General features: G+C 67.0%; 18 protein-coding genes. 10 read left to right on the top strand and 8 right to left on the bottom strand.

From position 1 onward, the window contains the following. Window positions 1–23: 23 nt before the first annotated feature. From F615_RS0102380 to F615_RS0102370, 3 genes are all read left to right on the top strand, one after another. A complete protein-coding gene (locus tag F615_RS0102380; RefSeq protein WP_019559572.1) occupies window positions 24–851 on the top strand; it encodes a ferritin-like domain-containing protein in 828 nt (275 codons plus the stop codon). A 102-nt stretch (window positions 852–953) separates the two neighbouring features. Then, window positions 954–1,784 (top strand): basic amino acid ABC transporter substrate-binding protein, encoded by an 831-nt coding sequence (locus tag F615_RS0102375; RefSeq protein WP_019559571.1) that lies wholly within the window; start codon window positions 954–956, stop codon window positions 1,782–1,784. 14 nt (window positions 1,785–1,798) lie between these two features. Further along, on the top strand, window positions 1,799–2,551 hold the full coding sequence (locus F615_RS0102370; protein WP_019559570.1) for an amino acid ABC transporter permease: 753 nt from the start codon (window positions 1,799–1,801) through the stop codon (window positions 2,549–2,551). 59 nt (window positions 2,552–2,610) lie between these two features. Here F615_RS0102370 and F615_RS0102365 read toward each other — a convergent pair whose 3' ends face one another. Then, the gene (locus F615_RS0102365; RefSeq protein WP_019559569.1) at window positions 2,611–3,204 is read right to left on the bottom strand and encodes a MarC family protein; all 594 of its coding nucleotides are present in this window, start codon (window positions 3,202–3,204) and stop codon (window positions 2,611–2,613) included. Window positions 3,205–3,370: 166 nt separating this feature from the next. Between F615_RS0102365 and F615_RS0102360 the strand changes: the two genes are divergently transcribed. Next, on the top strand, window positions 3,371–4,327 hold the full coding sequence (locus tag F615_RS0102360) for a porin (protein ID WP_019559568.1): 957 nt from the start codon (window positions 3,371–3,373) through the stop codon (window positions 4,325–4,327). Between the two features lie 49 nt (window positions 4,328–4,376). Here the strand turns inward: F615_RS0102360 and xerD are convergent, their stop codons facing one another. Both xerD and F615_RS0102350 read right to left on the bottom strand, forming a co-directional pair. Further along, a complete protein-coding gene (gene xerD, locus F615_RS0102355; protein WP_019559567.1) occupies window positions 4,377–5,276 on the bottom strand; it encodes a site-specific tyrosine recombinase XerD in 900 nt (299 codons plus the stop codon). A 58-nt stretch (window positions 5,277–5,334) separates the two neighbouring features. Beyond that, entirely contained in the window at window positions 5,335–6,309 is a 975-nt protein-coding gene (locus F615_RS0102350) for a tripartite tricarboxylate transporter substrate binding protein BugE (RefSeq protein WP_026329960.1), read from the bottom strand. Between the two features lie 186 nt (window positions 6,310–6,495). Between F615_RS0102350 and F615_RS0102345 the strand changes: the two genes are divergently transcribed. Continuing rightward, on the top strand, window positions 6,496–7,401 hold the full coding sequence (locus F615_RS0102345; RefSeq protein WP_019559565.1) for an AEC family transporter: 906 nt from the start codon (window positions 6,496–6,498) through the stop codon (window positions 7,399–7,401). 6 nt (window positions 7,402–7,407) lie between these two features. On the opposite strand, the gene queG is transcribed toward F615_RS0102345, so the two are convergent. After that, the gene (gene queG, locus F615_RS0102340) at window positions 7,408–8,499 is read right to left on the bottom strand and encodes a tRNA epoxyqueuosine(34) reductase QueG (protein WP_019559564.1); all 1,092 of its coding nucleotides are present in this window, start codon (window positions 8,497–8,499) and stop codon (window positions 7,408–7,410) included. Between queG and tsaE the strand changes: the two genes are divergently transcribed. Together tsaE and F615_RS0102330 are read left to right on the top strand one after the other, a co-directional pair. Then, a complete protein-coding gene (tsaE, locus tag F615_RS0102335; protein ID WP_019559563.1) occupies window positions 8,494–8,964 on the top strand; it encodes a tRNA (adenosine(37)-N6)-threonylcarbamoyltransferase complex ATPase subunit type 1 TsaE in 471 nt (156 codons plus the stop codon). The two genes, queG and tsaE, sit on opposite strands and share 6 nt — an antisense overlap. Continuing rightward, window positions 8,961–10,286, top strand: coding sequence for an N-acetylmuramoyl-L-alanine amidase (locus F615_RS0102330; RefSeq protein ID WP_019559562.1), 1,326 nt, complete (start codon window positions 8,961–8,963; stop codon window positions 10,284–10,286). Before tsaE ends, F615_RS0102330 begins: the two co-directional genes overlap by 4 nt. On the opposite strand, the gene F615_RS19305 is transcribed toward F615_RS0102330, so the two are convergent. Then, entirely contained in the window at window positions 10,222–11,868 is a 1,647-nt protein-coding gene (locus tag F615_RS19305) for a S8 family serine peptidase (protein WP_019559561.1), read from the bottom strand. The two genes, F615_RS0102330 and F615_RS19305, sit on opposite strands and share 65 nt — an antisense overlap. 73 nt (window positions 11,869–11,941) lie before the next feature. After that, window positions 11,942–12,583, bottom strand: a complete 642-nt coding sequence (locus F615_RS0102320; RefSeq protein WP_019559560.1) for a DedA family protein — start codon at window positions 12,581–12,583, stop codon at window positions 11,942–11,944. Window positions 12,584–12,644: 61 nt separating this feature from the next. Between F615_RS0102320 and mutL the strand changes: the two genes are divergently transcribed. Genes mutL through F615_RS0102305 form a run of 3 tightly spaced genes read left to right on the top strand, consistent with a single transcriptional unit; the run spans window position 12,645 to window position 16,281 of the window. Next, a complete protein-coding gene (mutL, locus tag F615_RS0102315) occupies window positions 12,645–14,480 on the top strand; it encodes a DNA mismatch repair endonuclease MutL (protein ID WP_019559559.1) in 1,836 nt (611 codons plus the stop codon). A 33-nt stretch (window positions 14,481–14,513) separates the two neighbouring features. Further along, window positions 14,514–15,461 carry an alpha/beta hydrolase gene (locus tag F615_RS0102310; RefSeq protein WP_019559558.1) on the top strand — a complete coding sequence of 316 codons (948 nt, stop codon included), beginning with the start codon at window positions 14,514–14,516 and terminating at the stop codon, window positions 15,459–15,461. Beyond that, window positions 15,430–16,281, top strand: a complete 852-nt coding sequence (locus F615_RS0102305) for a pseudouridine synthase (protein ID WP_019559557.1) — start codon at window positions 15,430–15,432, stop codon at window positions 16,279–16,281. The genes F615_RS0102310 and F615_RS0102305 overlap by 32 nt, the downstream gene beginning before the upstream one ends. A gap of 243 nt (window positions 16,282–16,524) precedes the next feature. Here the strand turns inward: F615_RS0102305 and F615_RS0102300 are convergent, their stop codons facing one another. Together F615_RS0102300 and F615_RS0102295 are read right to left on the bottom strand one after the other, a co-directional pair. Beyond that, window positions 16,525–17,475 (bottom strand): PA2778 family cysteine peptidase, encoded by a 951-nt coding sequence (locus F615_RS0102300; protein WP_019559556.1) that lies wholly within the window; start codon window positions 17,473–17,475, stop codon window positions 16,525–16,527. Further along, window positions 17,472–17,885 (bottom strand): PA2779 family protein, encoded by a 414-nt coding sequence (locus tag F615_RS0102295; protein ID WP_019559555.1) that lies wholly within the window; start codon window positions 17,883–17,885, stop codon window positions 17,472–17,474. The genes F615_RS0102300 and F615_RS0102295 overlap by 4 nt, the downstream gene beginning before the upstream one ends. Window positions 17,886–18,019 lie beyond the last annotated feature (134 nt).

Raw genomic sequence — 18,019 nt, 5'->3', positions numbered from 1 at the left:
AAGAAGGGATAATTCTAAGTTCCATGACGATGTGCGCACCTGCCGCCGGCGCGGCGACCACTTTGCGACAGCGTGCCTTGCACGTGCTGTGCCTGCGCAACCCCGAAGACAAAGCGGCCCAGGCCCGCATGTTGTTCGCCGACGCCCAGGCCGGCCTGGACCTCGGGCGCGACGAAACGCTGGCCCCCTTGCCCGGTCTGCCAGGACGCCCCGAACGCCCCGTGCTGGTGCCCCCCGGCCAAGTCCCGCGCCGCTCGCCCCATACCGAGCACGGTCGGGCCGCCCTGTTGCATGCCATTGCCCACATTGAATTCAACGCCATCAACCTGGCCCTGGATGCGGTGTGGCGCTTTGCCGGGCTGCCCGAGGCCTACTACCGCGACTGGCTGCAAGTCGCTGGCGAGGAGGCGCTGCACTTCACCCTGTTGCGCCAGCACCTGAACCACTTGGGCCATGACTACGGCGATTTCGAGGCCCACGACGGTTTATGGGCCATGGCCGACAAAACCCGTGAAGACTTGGTGGCCCGCATGGCGCTGGTGCCGCGCACGCTGGAAGCCCGTGGCCTGGATGCCACACCGCTGATCCAGGCCAAGCTGCGCAAGGCCGGCGATGCGCGGGCGGTGGAGATTCTGCAGATCATTTTGCGAGACGAGGTCGGTCACGTGGCCATCGGCAACCATTGGTACCGCTGGCTGTGCCAGCGCCAAGGCTTGGACCCGGTGGCTCACTACGAAGTCCTCGCCCGGCGCTACGACGCCCCGCGCCCCAAGCCGCCCTTCAACCACGCCGCACGCCGGCGCGCCGGCTTCACCCAGGCCGAACTGGACTGGCTGGAGCGACCCCTCTAAAGCCCAGTCTGCGCCGACCTCCCCCCGCCGCGGGCTTACACTGCGCCCTACGTTGGCGCCACGGGGGTGGCGCCCGCAACCGTTTTTCCTTTCGAGGACTTCATGACTTCGCTGAACACCCGTCGTTTTCTCAAAGTGGCCGGTCTGATCGCAGCCGGCTTGTGGTTGGCCGCCTGCAGCAAGCAGGAGCCAGCCTCCCCCGCGGCCGCGCCGGCGGCCGCTCCTGCTGCCAAGGTGTATGTCGTGGGCACCGACGCGGCCTATGCCCCGTTCGAGTCGCAGAATGAACGGGGCGAGATCGTCGGTTTCGACATCGACATCGTCAAAGCCATTGCCGCCAAGGCCGGCATGGAAGTCAAGTTCGTCAACACGCCCTGGGAAGGCATCTTCAACTCGCTCAACCAAGGCGACCGTGACCTGCTGGTGTCGGCCATCACCATCACCGACGAGCGCCGTCAGTCCATGGACTTCACCGAGCCCTACTTCGACGCGGTGCAACTCATCGCCGTGCGCAAGGACAGCCCGGTAACGAAATTCGAGGACCTCAAAACCCTGAAAGTCGGCGTGCAAACCGGCACCACCGGCGACGAAGTCGTCACCCAGCTGCTCGGCAAGGACAACACCAACGTGCGCCGCTTCGAGTCCACTCCGCTGGCGCTCAAAGAGCTCGAATCGGGCGGCGTGGATGCCGTGGTGGCCGACAACGGCGTGGTCAACCACTACGTGGCCAACAACAGCACGGCGGCCTTCAAGACCGTCAGCGACAGCTCCTTCGCGCCCGAGCAGTACGGCATCGCGGTGCGCAAGGGCAACACCGAATTGCTGGCCAAGCTCAATGAGGGTTTGGCCGCCATCCGCGCCGACGGCACCTACGACCGCATCTACGCCCAGTACTTCGGCGCACCGGCGGCCGCTGGCGCGGCCTCCAAGTGAGCGATTGAGACCGCATGGACCTGCGCTGGGAAATCCTGGCGGGCTACGGCCCGCTGTTCGCCACCGGCCTGTGGATGACCATCCAGCTCACGCTGGTGGCCATCGGCGCGGGCATGCTGCTGGGCGTGGTGCTGGGGCTCATCAGCAGCTCGGCCGACGCCCCGGCGCCCAAGGCCTGGCTGCTGCGTATCGGGATGGTCGCGGCCCGAGGATTCACACTCGCCTACGTGACCTTTTTCCGCGGCACGCCCCTGTTCGTGCAAATCCTGCTGGTGCACTTCGCGCTGATGCCCACGCTGGTGCACCCGGAGCACGGCCTGCTGCTCACGGGAGCGGCCGCTGTCAGCTTCCGCCAGGAGCATGGCGCCTTCTTCTCCGGAGCGTTGGCCTTGTCACTCAATGCCGCGGCCTACATCTCTGAAATCTTCCGCGCCGGCATCCAAAGCATCCACCGGGGGCAACTGCAGGCGGCCTACAGCCTGGGGCTCACGCATGGGCAAGCCATGCGCAACGTCGTGCTGCCCCAGGCCTTCCGCCGCATGGTGCCGGCTTTCGTGAACGAAGGCATCACCTTGATCAAGGACTCCTCGCTGGTGTCGGCCATCGGCTTGGCCGAACTGGCCTTGGCCGCACGCACGGTCGCAGGGGCGTACTCACGCTATTGGGAGCCTTATCTGGCCATCTCGGCGATGTACCTGATCCTCACGCTCACCCTGTCGCTGCTGGCCAAACGGCTGGAAGCGCCGGAGCACCTGCGCGGCCGCTGAAGCCGCCGCGTCACTCCTCCCCGCGGATCGGGCTCTGCCCCGTTCCGCGGCCTCGACGCTCAACCGAAGAAATAGCGCTTCAGGCCCGCCAGGATCATCTCCACGGCAATGGCCGTCAACACCAAGCCCATGAGCTTTTCGATGGCCGACACCATCGAATCGCCCAGAAGCCTGCGCAATCGGTCCGCGGCCAACAGCACCGCGCCACACACCAACATCGCGGCCGAAAGCGCGCCCACCCATTCGATCAGGCGCTCGGGCTGCCGCGAAGCCAGCAGCAGCACCGTGGCCATGGCCGAAGGCCCGGCCAGCAACGGCACGGCCAACGGGAAGATGAAAGGCTCACGCCCCGTGCCTGCGGCATAAATCTCGCCTCCAGAGGCAAAGATCATCCGGATGGCAATGATCAACAGAATGACGCCGCCGGCCACTTCCAGCGAACGTTCCGACAAATGCATCAGATCCAAAAAGGCCCGGCCGGTGAACATGAACACCAACAGCACGCCAAAGGCGATCATCACCTCGCGCACAGCCACACGGGTGCGGCGCTCGGGGGGCACCCCGCGCAGCACCGAGATGAAAATGGGAAGGCTGCCAAAGGGGTCGAGCACCAACAGCAGCAAAATCAGGGCAGAGAGAAAATTGTGATCCATGGGCGTGATTGTGCGCGAGGCGCCCTGTGTTGCGTGGGCGCGTCATCGCTTCACATCTGAACCAATCGCGCAGGCCAGTCTTTCTACAATGACGGTTCCGTGACCGACGGCCCCACCCTGACGCCGATCGGTCGGACTTCCAGTTTTTCTCCCACAAGGAAACTCCATGAAAAAACTCCCGATCGCCGTGGCGGCCGTCGCCGCACTGGCCGCCGGCTCGGCCTTGGCCCAAAGCAACGTGAACATCTACGGCCGCATGAACGTGTCGGTCGAGCGCCAGAAGGCGGGTGGCACGTCCACCACCGTGATGCAAAACAATGCCTCGCGCATTGGGTTTCGCGGCACCGAAGACCTCGGCGGCGGCCTGAAAGCCGGCTTCGTGCTGGAGCACGGCTTCGAAGCTGACACGGGCAGCATCCAGCGCGACTCCTACGGCAACCAACGTGCATTCTGGGCTCGCCAGAGCGAGTTGAACCTGTCCGGCGGCTTCGGCATGGTACGCCTGGGCCGCTACACCAGCGAAGCCTATTTCGCCACGGCCGACTACGTGAGCATGCACAACCATGACACGGGCACGTCGGCCGATGCCCTGTATGCCTATCTGGATCGCGACTTCAACAAGATCGCCTACCGCACGCCCGACTTGAACGGCCTGACGGTCGAGGGTGCTGTGTCGCTGCGCGAAGGCACGGGCGAATACACCTACGACGTGGCCGCCAACTACAGCCTGGGAGCCCTGGCGCTGGGCGCCGGCTACCAGAAGAACGGCGACGCCAACCAGTTCGCGCTGCGTGCCATGTACACGATGGGTGATTTCACCTTCGGTGGCTACATTCAGCGCGACGAGGATGGATGGGGTGCCAACCTGGGTGACCGCACCAACGTGCGCCTGGCGGGCATGTACACCCTGGGTGCATCCGAATTCCATCTGAACGTCGGTCGTGCGGGCGATTACAGCGACGTCGATGACAGCGCCGCCACGCAGTTCACCGTGGCTTATGGCTACAACCTGAGCAAGCGCACCAAGGCATACGCCTTCTACACCAAGGTGTCCGCCGACAGCGCCAACCCCTACACCGGCGACCTCAGCTCCTTCGCTCTGGGCCTGCGCCACAACTTCTGATCGCGCTTCGGCCTGATCTCGAAAAGCCGGCCACAAGGCCGGCTTTTTTTCATCCGCGCGGATGATGCTTCGCATGCAGCTGGCGCAGCCGCTCACGGGCCACGTGGGTATAGATCTGCGTGGTCGAAATGTCGGCATGCCCCAGCAGCATCTGCACGGCGCGAAGGTCCGCGCCGTGGTTGAGCAGGTGGGTGGCGAAGGCATGCCGCAGGGTGTGCGGCGACAGCGGCTGAGTGATGCCAGCCTGGCGCGCATATTTCTTCACCAGCGTCCAGAACATCTGGCGGGTCATGCCCTCGCCGCGCTGCGTGACGAACAGGTCGCGTGCCGCACGTCCACCCAGGATGAGCGGACGCGATTCGGCCAAGTAGCGCACCAGCCAGACATGGGCCTCTTCCCCAAAGGGCACAAGGCGCTCGCGCGCGCCCTTGCCCAGCACGCGCAGCACGCCTTCGTCCAAGCCGACATGCACGGTCTTGAGCGTGACCAGTTCGCTCACGCGCAGGCCGCTGGCATACATCAGCTCCAGCATGGTGCGGTCGCGCAGGCCCAAGGGCGTGGCCGTGTCAGGAGCCTGCAGCAAAGCCTCGACCTGGGCTTCGCTCAAGGTCTTGGGCACGCGCAAGGGTTGGCGGGCAGCTTCCAGGCGCAAGGTGGGATCGGCCTGGACGCGCCCCTCCCGCAAGGCCCAGCGAAAGTATCGCCGAAATACCGTCAGTTGCCGGTTGGCCGTGCTGGCCTTGGTCTGTGCCCGATGCACGGCATAGGCGCGTAGATCGGTCTCGGTGGTGCTATCGAGGGACTTGCCGACTTGGCGGTCGAGCCAGCGGGCATACAGCGTGAGGTCTCGCCGGTAGGCCGCCAACGTCAGGGCCGACAGTCCTTCTTCCACCCACAGCGCATCGGCAAAGCGATCGATGCTCTCCAGGCTTTCGGTCAGTGCAGACATGGACAAAGGCCGTCGCCCCAGGGCGACGGCCGGTCGTCAAACGCAGCGCGGAGCCGGTTCAATCAAGCTTGAGCTTTTGCTTGTCCACCACCTGTTTGTAGACCTCGAACTCGGCCTTGGTCTGGGCAGCAAACTGCTCAGGCGTGTTGCCCACGATGATCGAGCCGGTGGCCTCGATGCGGCGGCGCACTTCGGGGTCTTGCAGCGTCTGGCGCACGGCGGCATTGACCTTGTCCACCACTTCCTTGGGCAAGCCCTTGGGCCCATGGATGCCATAGTAGGCCATGCGGTTGACCGGCTCCAGGCCCACCTCCTTGAAGGTGGGCACATTGGGCAGGACCGGCAGGCGCTCGGGGGCGGCCACGACGATGGGCACCAAGCGGCCGTCCTTGATGAAGGGCAGCGCCGAGGGCAGGTTGTCGAAAATCATCGGCACCTGTCCAGCCACGGTGTCATTGAGCGCCGGGCCCGCGCCACGGTAGGGAATGTGCGTGATGAAGGTGCCCGACAGCGACTTGAACAATTCCATCTGCAGATGACCGATGCCGCCTGTGCCAGAGCTGGAATAACTGAACTTGCCCGGGTTGGCCTTGAGCACCTGCAGGAAGGTCTTGTAGTCCTTGGCCGGGAAAGAGGGATGCACCGCAATCACGTTGGGCGTGGCCGCGATGTTGATGATGGAAGTGAAGTCGGTCAGCGGGTTGTATGGCGTCTTGGGATTGATGGCCGGGTTGGACGCGGTGGTCGACACCGTGGCCATGCCCAGGGTGTAGCCGTCGGGCTGCGCACGCACGATCTCGGCCGCCCCGATCAAGCCGCCACCGCCACCGCGGTTGTCCACCACCATCGGTTGCCCGAAGGGACCTTGGATCTTGTCCGCGATGATCCGGGCAATGATGTCCGTGGTGCCCCCGGGAGCAAAAGGCACGATCAGCCGCACCGGCTTGGACGGATACGCTTGACTCCAAGCCGCCCCCGCAAACGCGAGGGCAGCCGGCAGGGCCAGGGCGGCGATCAGGTGTCGACGCTGCATGAAAGTCTCCTTCTGGGCAACGAAAGCAAATGAATAGGAATGAATGAAGCGCGTGGCCCGATGATACGTCTTGATGGGCACGGCACCTTCGGCCACTGTGGAGATTACGTATCGGGATGTCCCGCAGTGGCGTTGGGCCGCTGGCACACTGCGCAACTGGGCGTACCGTGGTGCTGCGATCAATCGATGAATGATGTCGTGCTGTTGCTGCCAGACTTTCTGTTGATCGTCTGCGGCTTTGTGCTGTGCCGCCATACGGCGCTGAACCGCACCGTGTGGGATGCCGTCGAGCGGCTCGTGTACTACTTGTTGTTCCCGGTGCTGCTGTTCTACTCCATCGTCCGCAGCCCGCTGGAATTCCAGACCATGTTGCCGCTGGCCGCCGCCGGTCTGTGCATCGTCGGCGCGGGCATTGCCGCGGCCTATGGGCTGGGGCGGCTGCCGGGCGTGGATGCGCGGCTGCATGCCTCGGGCGCTCAGGTGGCGTTTCGCTTCAACTCTTACGTGGCGCTGGCCTTGGCTGACAAACTCGCCGGCCCGGCAGGGGTGACGTGGACCGCGCTGTTGGTGGCCCTGGCCGTGCCCTTGTGCAACTTCGCTGCGGTGTATCCGCTGGCACGCCATGGTGGCCACGGTTTTTGGCGCGAAATCGTGCGCAACCCGCTCATCCTGGCCACCGTAGGAGGGCTCGTCGCCAATTTGTGCGGGCTGCAGCTGGCCGATCCCGTGGCTGTCACCGTCCAACGCATCGGCCAAGCCGCCCTGCCGCTGGGTCTGATGGCCGTGGGCGCAGGGCTGCAGCTCGGCGGCTTGAGGGCCGGCCCGGGCTTGGCCGCCGGTTTGCTGGGCATCCGGCATGCGGGACTGCCGCTGGTGGCTCTGGCCTTGGTGCAACTGCTGGGGCTGCCCGCCGCGCAGCACCCGGTGGTGGTGGCTTTCGCCGCGATGCCCACGGCCTCCAGTGCCTATGTGCTGGCCGCTCGCATGGGCGGCCATGGCAGTTATGTGGCCGGGTTGGTCACCGTCTCGACCTTGCTGGGCATGGCCTCGATCCCATGGTGGCTGGCAGCCTTGCGATGGATGCAGAGCTGATGGCCCTCATGGTGCACGCTGCGCCAAGGCCCAATCGATGTGTTCGCGCACCAGCGGGCTGGCCGTCTCGCGGCGCGCCTGCAAGGCCTGGCGCAGGGCCGCATCGCCCGTGATGCGCCACGCATTGCCCAAGGCCACCGCGAGGTTGCGCATCCAACGCTCATGGCCGATGCGGCGGATCGGGCTGCCTTCGGTCAGCTTCAAAAACCGCGCCTCGTCCCAGGCGAACAACTCCAGCAGGGTGGCCTGCGCCCAGATCGGGCGCGGCTCGAAGTCGGGCACGACGGCATGTTGCGCGAATTTGTTCCACGGACACACGAGCTGGCAATCGTCGCAGCCATAGATGCGGTTGCCGATCGCCGCGCGCAGCTCCACCGGGATCGGACCGGGATGTTCGATCGTGAGATAAGAGATGCAGCGCCGGGCATCGAGCCGGTAGGGCGCCACAATCGCCTGCGTGGGGCACACGTCCAGGCAGGCCCGGCAGGACCCGCAGTGCGACGAGGTGGACGGGGTGGGCGGCAGCGCCAAGTCCACATAGATCTCGCCGAGAAAGAATGTCGAGCCGGCCTGGCGTGACAGCAGCAAAGTGTGCTTGCCCCGCCAGCCCAGGCCGCTGCGCGACGCCAACTCGACTTCGAGCACCGGCGCCGAATCGGTGAAGACCCGATGACCCAAGGGCCCGACCGCCTGCGCCAGCCGTTCGGCCAAGGCTTGCAGCCGGCTTCGCAGCACCTTGTGGTAGTCACGCCCACGCGCATACAGTGAGACATTGGCCTGCTGCGGCGCACGGTGCAAGCGATCCCATTCCACGGCCTGCCAACCCGGGGGGGCGCTGGCGGGCAGATAGTCCATGCGGGCGGTGATCACGCTGACCGTGCCCGGCACCAATTCCGCCGGGCGCGCACGCTTCATGCCGTGGGCGGCCATGTAGTGCATCTCGCCGTGAAAGCCGGCCTCCAACCAAGCGCGCAAGCCAGGCTCGGCATGACGGAGGTCGACACCGGCCACCCCGATCTGGGAAAATCCCAGCTCATGGGCCCAGTGGCGCAATTGCAGCAGCAAAGCGGCGGGGTCGATGACACGGTCTTGATGCATTCGACGATTCTAGGAAGCTCCCATCTCCAGTGGCCGGATGAAGCGGCCTGCGAAGCCTTTGCGCAGGCCTTGGCGCGGCGCGGTGAATTGCGCGAGGCCTTCATCGAATTGCACGGTCCACTGGGCGCCGGCAAGACCACCTTCGTGCGCCACCTGTTGCGCGCGCTGGGCGCCACGGGCCGCATCAAGAGCCCCACCTACGCAGTGATGGAGCCCTATACCCTGCCCGATCTGCAAGCCTGGCACTTCGATCTGTACCGCTTCAACGACCCGAGCGAGTGGGAAGATGCCGGCCTGCGGGAGATCCTCACCGGACCGGGTCTGAAGCTCGTGGAATGGCCCGACCGGGCCGCCGGCCTGCTGCCGGTGCCGGACTGGCGCATGGAACTGCGCCCCGGCGATGGCGATCAACGCGAGGTCATGATCAGCGCCTACACCCCCCGCGGCGCCGCCTTGCTCGGATGAAGCGGCGGCACTTTCTCCATCGCGCCGGCAGCCTCGTGCTGCTGTTGGGCGCCAGCGACATCGCCTGGGGGGCGACCATCGTGGCCGTGCGCGTGTGGCCTGCCCCTGACTACACCCGCGTGACCTTGGAAAGCGACACCCCTTTGCAGGCACGCCATTTCGTCACCAGCCAACCCGACCGGCTGGTGGTCGATGTGGACGGGCTCGAACTCAGCCCCACACTGCGCGAGATCGTCGGCAAGGTGCGCGCAGACGACCCCTACATCGCCGGAGTGCGGGTGGGACAGAACCAGCCGCGCATCGTGCGCTTGGTGATCGACCTCAAGCAGCCGATCGCACCGCAGGTCTTCACCCTCGCCCCGGTGGCCGACTACCAGCACCGCCTGGTCTTCGATCTGTACCCGACCGTGCCGATCGACCCGCTGATGGCCTTGATCCGCGAGAAAGAAGAGGCCGAACGCCGGGCCCAGGCCGCGCTGAACGACGCGCTGGGCGAGTTCATCGATCGCATCGGCCGCGGCAACCACACGACCCCGCCTGCGGTGGCGGCGGCTCCGAACCCGCCGGCGAGCCGTCGCAGCGATGCCGAGGCTGGCCAGCGCAGCCGTGTGAACCGCCTGATCATCGTGGCCTTGGACCCAGGCCATGGTGGCGAGGACCCCGGCGCGATCGGTCCGGCCGGCACGCGCGAAAAAGACGTGGTGCTGGCCATCGCCCGGCGGCTGCGCGACCGCATCAATGCCGAGCCGAACATGCGCGCGATGATGACACGGGATGCCGACTTCTTCGTGCCCTTGCGTCAGCGCGTCGAGAAGGCCCGCCGGGTGCAGGCCGACCTGTTCATCTCGATCCATGCCGATGCCTTCACCAACCCCAATGCACGGGGCGCCTCGGTGTATGCCTTGTCTGAACGCGGAGCCACCAGCGAGGCAGCGCGTTGGCTGGCCAACAAGGAAAATGCCGCCGACATCGTGGGCGGCGTGAACGTGAAGCACAGCGACGCTCATGTGCTGCGCGCGTTGATGGACATGTCCACCACCGCCCAGATCAACGACAGCCTCAAGCTGGGCAGCGCGGTGCTCGGTCACATCGGAAAGATCGGGCGGCTGCACAAACCCCGGGTCGAGCAAGCCGGTTTCGCCGTGCTCAAGGCGCCGGACATTCCGTCCATCTTGGTGGAGACCGCCTTCATCTCCAACCGGGAAGAGGAGCAGCAGCTGCGCTCGGCCGAGTACCAGGATCAACTGGCCGACGCGCTCATGAACGGCATCCGCCGCTACTTCCAGAAGAACCCGCCGCTGGCGCGCAACCGGCAACTCTGAGCCGCTGCGCCCAGCCCGCCACAGCGATCAAGGCCAGCGTCCAAACCCAAGACAGCGCGCCACCGCCGCCGCCACGCTCGAACCCCGGCCAAGGGCCGTCACGCACGCGCCGCACCGCGGCCTCGGCATCGAGCATGCCCGCCCCACACATGCCGGGGTGGATGGCGCAATAGCTGCCCTCCGGATGGGCGCGCGCGGTCTCGGTCAAGATCGTGCGCACTTGATCGGCGGTGAGCGCCTCGTTCATCGAAAACATCAAGGCCGCCGTCGCCGCCACCAAGGGCGTGGCCGCCGAGGTGCCGCCCGTTTGGTCCCGGTCCATCGGTCGGCCTGGCGCCCTCTCCCCGTCGTTGCCGAGGGTCAGGATCAAAACGGGGTCGCACAAGGCACCGGGGCCCGCTCCGCAGCCTCCCCCCGGTGCGGTCAAGCTCAGCCGTGGCGAGCGATTGGAGTAGTCGGCCAAATCCCCTTGCGACGTGTGTGCGCCGACGGCAAGCACCCCGGGGCAGCCCGCAGGCAGGCTGACCGACTCGCTGGACTCGTTGCCAGCCGCAGCCACCACCAAGACCCCTGCGGCACGGGCGCGATCGACCGCCTCGCGCACGTACCGATATGCGCCGGAGGAGCAATCGAGTCCGGGCGCGGAGCCCAAGCTCAAGCTCACCACCCGCACCTGAGCCGCGCTGGGGTTGTCGGGCACGCCAGACAGCGAGTCGCCCACGGCCCATCGCAAGGCATCGGTCACATCGCTGAGCCAGCCCCCGCAGCGGCCCAAGGCCCGGATGTGTTGCACCCTCACACCAGGAGCCGCCCCGGCGATGCCACGTCCGTTGTGGATCGTCGCGGCGATCAGGCTGGTCATCTTCAATCCATGCCACGAGGACGCTTCACCTCGCGGGACGCAATAGTCGCCCGGGTCGAACGGATCGCCGTCGCGGCCATCGCCGTCACCGGCCACGTCCTGCCCGTCGATACTGCCCGAGGAGACGAAGTCATAACCGTCGAGCACAGCGCCGTCCAGGTCCGGATGGGGCACCCAACCGGTGTCGATGACGGCCACGATCACCGAGGGAGAGCCGGTGAATGCCGCGCCAGGCACGTTCCATGCATCGCTGAAATGCGCGCTACCCGCCACGCGGGCATCGCGCGGAAGCAACGCCCATTGCTCGAAAAAGTGGGGATCGTTCGGAATGAAGGCCTGGGGACGCACCCACAGGTCCACCCCGACGTCAGCCACCTCCGGTTGGCTCGCCAACACGCGGGCCAGCTGCTCGGCCTCGCGCAGACTGCGGGGCTGGTCGAGCCGGAGCACCCAGGCGCCATCGCCAAGACGGTGCTTGGGCGTCCCCTGGATCGCCAAGCGTGCCATCAGCGCCTGCAGGCGTTCGGCGGTGCGATCTTGCCTTGCCACCGGCGCGCCGCTGGGCGGGGCCGAGCGACCCACGTTGGGCGACTCATGCAGGCGAACCAGCAAACGGTGGGTCGTCTGGGACGGCCCCGCCGTCTGGTCCATGGCCCAGGCCGCCGGCATACCCAGCACAGCGGCCAGCCCAATCGCGCAGCACAGCACCAAGGATTTCACCAGACCTCCCCCCCCTCTGAGAGGGCCGAAGGCCCGGCCCTTGCACTGGCCGCAACACAGCCGCAGATGGTCCTCAGGGTGCCGCACGTTTGGCCTTCCACGCCCCATACATGGCAACCACGCCCGGCACGACGATCAGCGCCCAGATGATCTTTTCCAGGTTGTTCTGGACGAAGCTGAGGTTGCCGAAGAAATAGCCCGCCAGCGTGATGCCGACCACCCACAGCACGGCACCCACCACGTTATACAGCGTGAACTTGGCCCGATTCATGTCGGCCACGCCGGCCACGAAGGGCGCGAAGGTGCGCACGAATGGCAGGAAGCGCGCCAGGATGATGGTGATGCCGCCATAGCGCTCGTAGAACTCATGCGCCTGGTTGAAGGCACGTTTGTTGAAAAAGCGCGACTGCTCCCACTGGAACACCTTGGGGCCGAAGTAGCGGCCGATGGAGTAATTGACCTGGTCGCCCGCGATCGCGGCCACCAGCAGCAGGCCGATGGACAGCCGGATGTCCATCAAGCCGGCTCCACACATCGTGCCCACCACGAACAGCAGGGAATCGCCGGGCAGGAAGGGCATGACCACCAGCCCGGTTTCCACGAAGACGATGGCAAACAGCAGGGCATACACCCAAGGCCCATAGGCATCCACGAAGCGGGCCAGATGGTGGTCCACGTTCAGGATGAAGTCGATCAGGAAGGCGATCCAGTCCATGGGGCGGGATTATCCCCGCCGGGCAGGGTCCCGACGGAGCGCCGACCTACAATCCCCGTGAATGAATGCTCCCACTCTTGCCCCGCGTCGGCCCATCCGCGAACTGCCCGACGAGTTGGTCAGCCAGATCGCCGCTGGCGAAGTGGTCGAGCGGCCCGCGTCGGTGGTGCGTGAGCTGGTGGACAACGCCTTGGATGCCGGCGCCACCGAGGTGACGGTGAAGTTGGCCGGCGGAGGGGTGCGCGCCATCGTCGTCGAAGACAACGGCCAGGGCATGCCAGCCGACGAAATGCCGCTGGCGCTGCGCCGCCATGCCACCAGCAAGATCGCCTCGCTGGCCGAGCTGGAGCAGGTGCAGACCATGGGCTTCCGAGGCGAGGCGCTGGCGGCCATCGCCTCGGTGGCCGAAGTCGCCCTGTGCAGCCGCCCGCCCGAGGCTGCCCACGCCCACCGGCTGGATGCCCGCTCGGGCGAACTGAGCCCGGCCGCGCGCGGCGTGGGCACCACGGTGGAGGTGCGCGAGCTCTTCTTCAACACGCCGGCGCGGCGCAAATTCCTCAAGACCGAAGCCACCGAGCTGGCGCATTGCCTGGAAGCCGTGCGCCGCCATGCCCTGGCCCGGCCGGATGTGAGCTTTGCCGTTTGGCACGAAGGCAAGCTGGTGGCGCAGTGGCGCCGCGGCAGCGGGGAACAACGGCTGCGCGAGGTGCTGGGCGAGGATTTCTTCGCCCAAAGCCGAGCGGTGGAGGCCCGCATCGGCCCGCTGCGCCTGTTCGGCCGTGCGGGCTTGCCCGATGCGGCCCGCTCGCGCTCGGACTTGCAGTACGCCTATGTCAACGGCCGTTACGTGCGCGACAAGTTGCTCGCCCACGGCGTGCGCTCAGCCTATGAAGACGTGCTGCATGGTTCGCGGCAGCCCAGCTATGTGCTGTTTCTCGAAATCGCCCCGGATCGGGTGGACGTGAACGTGCACCCGACCAAAATCGAGGTGCGGTTCCGCGATGCGCGCGAAGTCCACCAAGCCGTGCGTCACGCCGTGGAAAACGCTTTGGCGCCGTCACGCGCCGAGGCGGTGCACGGTGCTGCCTGCGTGGGCCTCGCCCCCCCGGCGCCCGCCGTTGCCGCACCAGCACCATCGGCGCGGCCGACAGGGTCGGCCCCAGGCTGGAGCCGACCGGCGCCCGCGCAAGCCCAGCTGGCGCTGGAGCAGGCCGCCACGCTGTTCGCGCAAGAGCCGCCGGCCGGCTGGCTGCGTCGGCCATCGGCGCCGGCCGAACCCCAGCCTGCGGCCGAGCCGGCCTGGGATCCCGAGAGCTGGCCCCTGGGTCGGGCCATCGCCCAGGTGGGAGGCGTCTATGTGCTGGCCGAAAATGCCCAAGGTCTGGTGATCGTGGACATGCATGCGGCCCATGAACGCATCGTCTACGAGCGGCTCAAGCAGCATTTGCGCCATCAGCGCATCGAGTCACAGCCGCTGCTGATTCCAGCCACCTTCGCCGCCACGCCCCAAGAAGTGGCCACGGCCGAAGCCTGTCAAGACGCCTTGCTCACCCTCGGGCTGGAAATCACGCCGCTGTCGCCCACCACACTGGCGGTACGTTCATGCCCCACGGCCCTGACCGACGCGAACGTGGTGGAGCTGGCCCGCAGCGTGCTGGCCGAGCTGGCGCAGTACGAGGCCAGCAATGTGATCGAGCGGGCGCAGCATGAATTGTTGGCCACCATGGCTTGCCACGGCGCCGTGCGTGCCAACCGTCGCCTCACGCTGGACGAGATGAACGCCTTGCTGCGCGACATGGAGCGCACCGAGCGGGCCGACCAGTGCAATCATGGCCGCCCGACCTGGCGACAGCTCACGCTGCGGGAGTTGGATGCGCTGTTTTTGCGCGGTCGGTGAACTTTCGTGGGCCGGGCGGATCGCTCCCGAGCCATGATCGGCTTGCAACGTATCGTTCGGTGGGGGCTCGTCTTTCTTGCCGCAGCAGCGCTGTTGGTGGGCTGCGCGGTGCTCGACACCCAGCAGCGTCGCTGGATCTTCCAGCCCAGCCAAGCAAGCTGGCGCGGCGCCGCCCAAGCCGCCGAAGGCTTGGAAGAGCGCTGGATCGAGTTCGACTCGCGCCTGGACGGCCAACGCGCCCGGCTGCATGCCCTGTGGTTGCCACAGGATCGGTCAGACGCGCCGATCTTGCTGTACCTGCATGGCGCCCGCTGGGATGTGCGCAGCAGCGCTGCACGCATGCGCCGCCTGCATGGCCTGGGCTTTGCGGTGTTGGGCATCGACTATCGCGGCTTCGGGCAGAGTTCCGGCGAGCTGCCTTCGGAGCGCCTGGCCTACGAAGACGCCCGTGCCGCTTGGGACTGGCTGGCGCATCGACATCGCGATGCCCGGCGCTTCATTTACGGCCATTCACTGGGCGGAGCGATCGCCACGCACTTGGCCTCGCAGGTGGACGATGCGGCGGGCTTGATCGTGGAGGCCAGCTTTCCTTCGATTCGCGACGTGGTCAGTACCTTCCGCTGGGGCTGGCTGCCCGTGGGGCCCCTGCTGACGCAGCGCTTCGAAGCCGGCGAACACATCCAGCGGGTCCGAGCCCCGGTGCTGGTGGTGCACGGCAGCGCCGATCGCTTCATTCCCCCGGCCTTGGGCCATCGGCTCTACGAGCGCGCGCCACCGCCCAAACGCTGGCTGCTGGTCGAAGGCGCCAGCCATCACAACGCCAGCGCCCTCGGTCGGGACGCGTATCGCGCCGCCTTGCAAGAACTATTCGGGTTGCAGCAGGCGCCAGACATGGTCCAATCCCCTCTGCCACCCCGTTCGCGCCATGAAGTCCCGCCCCAAGCCATCCGTGCCCCGCAAGTCCTCACTCGCCACCCCTGAAGCCCCCCGCCGGCACGCGCCGGCGCCGGCCCAGCCCCCGACGGCCGCCATCGCGCCGGCAGGCGAGCGCCTGTCCAAGCGCATGAGCGCACTGGGATTGGCCTCGCGCCGCGAGGCCGACCTGTGGATCGAACGCGGCTGGGTGCGCGTGGACGGTCAGGTGATCGACACCCTGGGCGCGCGCGTGCTGCCGCATCAGCGCATCGAGGTGGACCCGGCCGCCCGGCACGAGCAGGGCCGGCGCGTCACCATGTTGCTGAACAAGCCGATCGGCTATGTGAGCGGTCAGGCCGAAGACGGCCATGAACCGGCCGTGGCGCTCCTCACCCCCGAAAACCATTGGCGCCAGGACCGCAGCCCGTGGCGCTTCGGCGCCCATCAGCTGCGCAAGCTGGCACCCGCTGGCCGGCTGGACATCGACTCCACCGGTCTGCTCGTGTTTACGCAAGACGGCCGCATCGCGCGTTGGCTGATCGGCGCGGACTCCGAGGTGGAGAAGGAATACTTGGTCCGCGTGGAACACATGGATGCCCGCAGCAAGGGCCCGCCCTCGCACACCGTGCCGCCGGAGCGGCTGGCCTTGCTGCGCCACGGCCTCAGCCTCGATGGCCGTCCGCTGCGGCCCGCCCAGGTGAGCTGGCAGAACGAACATCAGCTGCGCGTCGTGCTGCGCGAGGGACGCAAGCGCCAAATCCGACGCATGTGCGAGTTGGTGGGCCTGAAAGTCGTGGGGCTCAAACGCATCCGCATCGGCCAGGTCACGCTGGGGGCCCTGCCGCTGGGCCAATGGCGGTACTTGGGGCCGCACGAGCGGTTCTGACCCCCCGTCGGTTCATCGGCGCAGGCCGATGACCACCAGCACCACGCCGGCGGCGATCGCCACCTGCGCCGGCCCATGAAGGAATGCGCTGTTCCTTGCGCACCTCGGCCTTGAGTTGGCCGAGTTGAAAGACGGTTTCGTGTTGGGTGTAGGACAGTCCACGAAACGACACGAACCCACCCAGCACGATCAGTTCAGCACCGACGAGGACGTCAATGGCTTTCACGGGTGCGGTCGCCAGGCTCAAGGCTGCGACGCCTGTACACGGTCGAGCAAGGCCCGCGCCTGCTCGGCCCAAGGCCCCCCCAGCGCCAAGGCTTCGCGCGCGGCCGCCAAGGCCCGCTGGGGCTGCCCCAGATCCAGTGCGACCACGCCCAGGTTGACCCAAGCGGCTGCACTGGCATGGGCCCGCGCCGCAGCTTCGAAAGCCCGCGCCGCGTCGGTCTTGCGGCCGGCGGCATACAGGCTATTGCCTAGGCCCATGGCCAGCGTGAGGTTGTCAGGCCAGCGGGTCTGCGCCGCCGCATAGGCTCGCACGGCCGCCTCGGGCGACGCCACCCGCTCGAACGCGAGCATGGCGCGCACGATCTCGTCTTCGCTGGCCGTGCGCGGCAGGCGGCCTGGCGCCACGGTCACGAAGGCCCAATACTGCGAACGCGCCCAGGTGTGTTCGAAAGTGCGCATGGCCAACCGCTGGCGGCGCTGTGCGCCCGAGCGCAGGACCATCCAGCCCTCGTCCAAGTCATAGCCCACGGCCACGGCATAGTGCCACAGCGGCGCCACACTCAAGCCCAGGTTTTGCAGCACCACGGCCGCTCGGCCGCCTGCGATTTCCTCGCACAAGGCGCGCAAACTCGCAGGCAAACGCACCGCCACCGCGCCACAGCGCCGTGCGGCGGCCAGCATTTCGACCTGCAGCGAGCCGTGGCGGCCTGGCAGGTACACCAGGGGCACCAGATCGGCCGGGGTCTGCGCAAAGCCCTCGGCCTGCAGCACCGTGGCCAGGGTTTCCGGGCCACACAGATTCGGCCCGCTTTGGGGGAAAAACGGCACCTGCTCGAGCTCGGCACGCCGTGGCAGGCCGACCGCAGCCCCGGCGCGCAAAGCCGCCGTCTGGCTCGCGCAGCCGCTCGCACCCAGGACGCTCAGCGCCGCGCCCGCCAGCCAGCCGCGACGCGACAGGCGGCGGCTCAACGCACCGAACGGGTGAAGGGGAAGACCTTGGTCAACCCCAAGATGTCGGTGACCAGCAGCAGCACGAAGATGAAGACGATCGCGCCCAGCACATCGCCGGCGCCGGCCGGCGCCTGGTCGATGCGGGCCACCAGCTGCTGAGCCTCCTCGTCGGTCAAAGCCTGCACACGGGCGCGCGCTTGCTCGGGGCTGACGCCCCAGTCCTGCAGCTTGGCCTGCAACTCGGGACGGTCGAGCTCGGCCATCAGCCGCTCACGCGAGGCCGCGCCCGCATCCGAACCGGCCGGCGAGAGCCCCTGCCGTGCGATCTGTTCGGTCGTGATCAGCGTGAGCTGGCCCGGTTGCGCCAGCGCCAAGGTGCCCATGGACAGCGACACGGTCAGCGCAACGGCACGGATGAAACGGGACATGAAGGACTCCTTCGCTCATTCATGAATGATGTCAAGACAGGTCGGGCAGCACCTGCATGGCGCTGCCATGCCGCGACATTGTGCGATGGAAATTGCCCATTTCGCCCCCGGCCCATGCCCAGTCTGTTTACAAA

The sequence above is a fragment of the Caldimonas manganoxidans ATCC BAA-369 genome (assembly GCF_000381125.1).
GTDB lineage: Bacteria > Pseudomonadota > Gammaproteobacteria > Burkholderiales > Burkholderiaceae_C > Caldimonas > Caldimonas manganoxidans.
Note: the sequence above shows the minus strand (reverse complement) of the source record. Positions and strands in the feature narration are given on the sequence as shown.